The following is a 4051-nucleotide window of genomic DNA, read 5'->3' as shown; positions in this document are numbered from 1 at the left end:
TTAAAAATCTCATCAGGTAGGGTTAAAGTAATTGAAATGGCCATAAGCCTTTTTTATGTGGGGTTATAGAGATATTATGATTATAGCTCAAATTCTTGTTACCCATAGGGATAAACTGGTTCAAAAGTAACAGAATAGCTCCTTTAAGCTTCTTTTATAAACCTCAGATTTCGAGGCAAGATTTACCGATAACTTAACTCACGGCAAGACTGATTAAATTTCGATATAAAATATATTGTCCTAAAGCTATTTCAAAATCTCTCATAGGTGAGGGACTTAAAAAGCTTTTGATTTCTACAACAATTTTACGTCCATTTCTTTCAGCAGGCAAAGGTTTTTCTGCTGCTAAATCAGCAAAAATTCAACATCTTTATATTTAATTTTATAAGGGTGCTGATCCCCCCTTCCCCCAAGGTAGGGTTAATTCATGAATTAACCCTACCTTGGGGGTTGATTCGTGAATCAACCCTACCTTAATAAGGGGGGTACTGATCCCCCCTGCCCCCCTTGATAAGGGGGGTGCCGATAGGCGGGGGTATCTGAATTAACACCCACTTACTTAGGGGAGGATTGTTGATTACTTCCCTCTAGTTTTTTCGGCCCAAACTTTGCTCGGTAATCCCCAAACATAGATGAAACCTTCAGCAGCTTTATGATCAAATTGATCCTCGGCCCCGTAGGTAGCTAAATCGGGAGAATAGATAGAATTGACTGACTGACGACCGACGACTTTAGCGTTACCTTTAAACAGTTTGACTCGCACCGATCCCGTTACCTGTTCTTGGGTTTTGAGGATAAAAGCATCGATCGCTTCCTTTAAGGGACTGTACCACAATCCTTTATAAATTAACTGTCCGTAGGTATCTTCAATTCCCCGTTTATATTGGGTAACATCTCCAGTTAAAGTCAAACTTTCTAGGTCCCGGTGAGCATCAATTAAAACTAATAAAGCCGGGGCCTCGTAAATTTCTCGGGATTTAATTCCCACTACCCGGTTTTCGATCATATCTAACCGACCAACACCGTGTTTACCCACTAGGTCATTTAATTGACTAATTAGCGTGACAGGATCGAGATTTTCTCCGTTTAAACTGACGGGAATCCCCTGATTAAAACCAATATCGACGTATTCCGGCTCGTTGGGAGTATCGGCGATCGCTTTGGTCATGAGATAGATTTCTTCCGGGGGTTCCGTCATCGGATCTTCCAAGGGACCGGCTTCAATACTGCGCCCCAACAGGTTACGATCGATACTAAAAGGCGAGGATTTTTTCACGGGAGACTCGATCCCGAATTTTTCCCCGTAGGCGATGGTTTCTTCCCGGCTCATGCCCCATTCCCTGGCGGGAGCGAGAACTTTTAAGCTAGGATTGAGGGCCATAATGCCCACATCAAAACGCACCTGATCGTTACCTTTGCCGGTGCAGCCGTGAGAGACGGCATCGGCCCCGTATTTCTCGGCGGCCTCTACTAATAATTTAGCAATTAAAGGACGAGCCAGGGCGGTAGAAAGGGGATAACGATTTTCGTAGAGAGCATTAGCTTGAATTGAGGGAAAAGCGTATTCTTTGACGAATTCTTCTTGAGCATTGACCACTAAGGATTCGATCGCTCCGCAGCGCAGGGCCTTTTCTTGAATTGGTCCTAATTCGTCTCCCTGTCCTAAATCGGCGGCTAGGGTAATCACTTCTTCTACTCCCCATTCCTGTTTGAGATAGGGAATACAGACGGAAGTATCGACTCCTCCGGAATAAGCTAAAACCACTCTCTTGGCACGTCCCATAATTTTTTCACCTAAAAACGACTAATTGATTACTCTTTTAAGTTTATTATATATCCTGGGGATTGGATGCTTCTTTTTTAATGCTTTTTTGTTTAGTTTTTGATGAAGAAAAGGAATAGGAAGTCACGAGTAGAGAGCCAAAACTAAACGGGCAACCAGCCGCTATTTACGTTTACTAGCAGGACGACGGGAAGATTTTTTCGGAGCGGTATTTTGGGGATTATCGTTAGTTTTATCTTTAAATATTGGAATAGTAAAATGAAACTGACTGCCGTGATTTTTGCCCCTAGATTCTGCCCAAATTTCGCCGCCCCAACCATTGACGATCTGACGACAGATAGCCAATCCTAACCCGGTTCCCCCGGCACTGCGTCGCAGGGCCCCCTCCTCTTGGTAAAAGCGATCGAAAACCTGTTCTAAACGATTGGGTTCGATCCCGCGTCCAGTGTCAGAAATGGTTACTTCTAGAGTTTTTGGCTTTCCCGAAGCGACTTCGATCGAGACATTTCCCTCGCGACCGGTAAACTTACAGGCATTATCGAGAAGTTTGGAAAGTAATTCCACTAACCACTCGCCATCGGCTAAAACAAAGGGCAGATTAGGGGGGACAAGATTGCTAATTTTTGGATTTTCGTTGTCGAGATTGCGGGAGTGAACGTGACTGATGGCTAATTCCACACATTCCGATAAGGATAAAGCTTCGGGATTCCAATTAACCCGGCCACTTTCTAACCTGGAAAGAGTTAAAAAATCTTGGATTAATTTACGCATTCGTTCCGCATCTTTCAGGGCAGTATCAAGCATAATTTGGCGCATTTCTGCTGGCATATCCGGTTCCGAGGCCAAACTTTCTAGACAGACTTGAATGGTGGAGAGGGGGGTGCGTAATTCGTGGCCGGTTATGGCGACTAAATTAGAACGAGTGCGATCGAGAGCGGCTAATTGTTCATTTAAATCCTGTAAATTAGCGTAGGCTTCTGCTTGAATGAGGGCGACTCCGATTTGAGTGGCCACCGCATCCACAAGGGCGACATCCTCGCTTTTCCAAGTGGTGGTATAGGGTCCACAGTGATGCAGTTCCAACATTCCCAAGAGACGACTTTGGTAAAAAATCGGTACTAATAACCAAGAATAGATGGAACATTCCCGCACGAGATTTTGAATGGAATCGCCGGGGAGACGGGGATCGTGAATAGCGTCTTCGATTTTCAGGGATTCTCTCAATTCCAGCACTTCCTGAAAAAGAGGATTATTTTTCAGTGGCCATTTTTGTCCTTTGATGGAACTAATGCCGGAGTTTAAAAATTCGTGTTCGATGGTGGCGTTAATGTCGGCTTCCTTACAACGATAGACCACGCAGCGACAGACTCCCAATCCCTGCCCCAATTTCTGCACTGCCACCTGTAGGATAGCTTCCGGATCGAGGGAACGACGGATCGAGGCTGTCACCGAGTTGATCAGTCTTTCCTTGTGTTCTTTCGATGCCAAGGAACGATTGGCTTTCAGCAGTTTATACTGTCCCGCTTGCAAATAAGTGACCAATCGCTGGACAAAGGGATCTGGTTCCTCTTGATGATCCCTGTCCGTCAGTTCACAGATCAGGTATTCTTCTTGAGCGCGCCTAATTTTCTCCGCTAGTTCGGGACGATAATCGAGAATATGATTTAAAAGAATTTGGGCGGCCTGTTGACTCACATGGCGATCGCTCGTCCAAATCCCCTCAAAACGGCGATTATTATCCATAGCTGCCCCATTTTCCCCCTTTGCTGTCAGATGGGTTCGTTCCCGACAGATTAAACAACTAGCATAATGGCCACCGATAACCACTAGATGCCATTCTTGGGCTAAACTGTCCTCTGGTTGAAAAGCGATCGTCTCGTAAACGTCGGAACTATGCTTAAAATCGGTTTCTGGGGCGGACAAAACGTAAACTTGCCCGCTTTTGTGGGCAATGCGTCGATAGCGATGGGCTTCTTGACGATAAAAGCGCTCACGCTGAAAACTGGCAATCACTAACGGTTGATCGTCTTCCGCTAAAACCTGATCCTCCATGGCGTGGGATAGCGCGGTCAGGGATGCTTTGAAGTACATCTGCGATCGCCATTGGGGGAGTAACTGCAACAGTTCTGTTAAAACAGAAGTTGATCTGCTCATCGATGATCTGTTTCGAGTCGAGTGTGACTAGCAAGCGCAATAGAGGGAACTAGCAATTTCTCCCTTGACCCTATCCTACAGGCTCAAGGGGACAAGAGGTGAGATCGTGATGGC

General features: G+C 45.4%; 3 protein-coding genes. All 3 read right to left on the bottom strand.

Features of this window, described 5'->3' with window-relative positions; translation table 11 throughout:
* Positions 1-193: 193 nt before the first annotated feature.
* The 3 genes from PX481_RS26000 to PX481_RS25990 all read right to left on the bottom strand — a co-directional run bounded on the left by PX481_RS26000 (position 194) and on the right by PX481_RS25990 (position 3937).
* Positions 194-331, bottom strand: coding sequence for an element excision factor XisH family protein (locus tag PX481_RS26000; protein WP_002760378.1), 138 nt, complete (start codon positions 329-331; stop codon positions 194-196).
* Positions 332-577: 246 nt separating this feature from the next.
* Positions 578-1783, bottom strand: coding sequence for an argininosuccinate synthase (locus PX481_RS25995; RefSeq protein WP_002760380.1), 1206 nt, complete (start codon positions 1781-1783; stop codon positions 578-580).
* Between the two features lie 162 nt (positions 1784-1945).
* Positions 1946-3937: a DICT sensory domain-containing protein gene (locus tag PX481_RS25990; RefSeq protein WP_288024283.1), complete on the bottom strand. Its 1992-nt coding sequence runs from the start codon at positions 3935-3937 to the stop codon at positions 1946-1948.
* Between the last annotated feature and the right edge of the window lie 114 nt (positions 3938-4051).

The sequence above is a fragment of the Microcystis sp. M53603_WE2 genome (genome assembly GCF_030065435.1).
The sequence above is the reverse complement of the archived record's forward strand: the minus strand, read 5'-3'. Positions and strand labels throughout refer to the sequence as shown.

Bases quoted from the DNA above. Each gene is read 5' to 3' on its own strand.
- PX481_RS25995 (WP_002760380.1), bottom strand. From the start codon at position 1,783: ATGGGACGTGCCAAGAGAGTGGTTTTAGCTTATTCCGGAGGAGTCGAT.
- PX481_RS25990 (WP_288024283.1), bottom strand. From the start codon at position 3,937: ATGAGCAGATCAACTTCTGTTTTAACAGAACTGTTGCAGTTACTCCCC.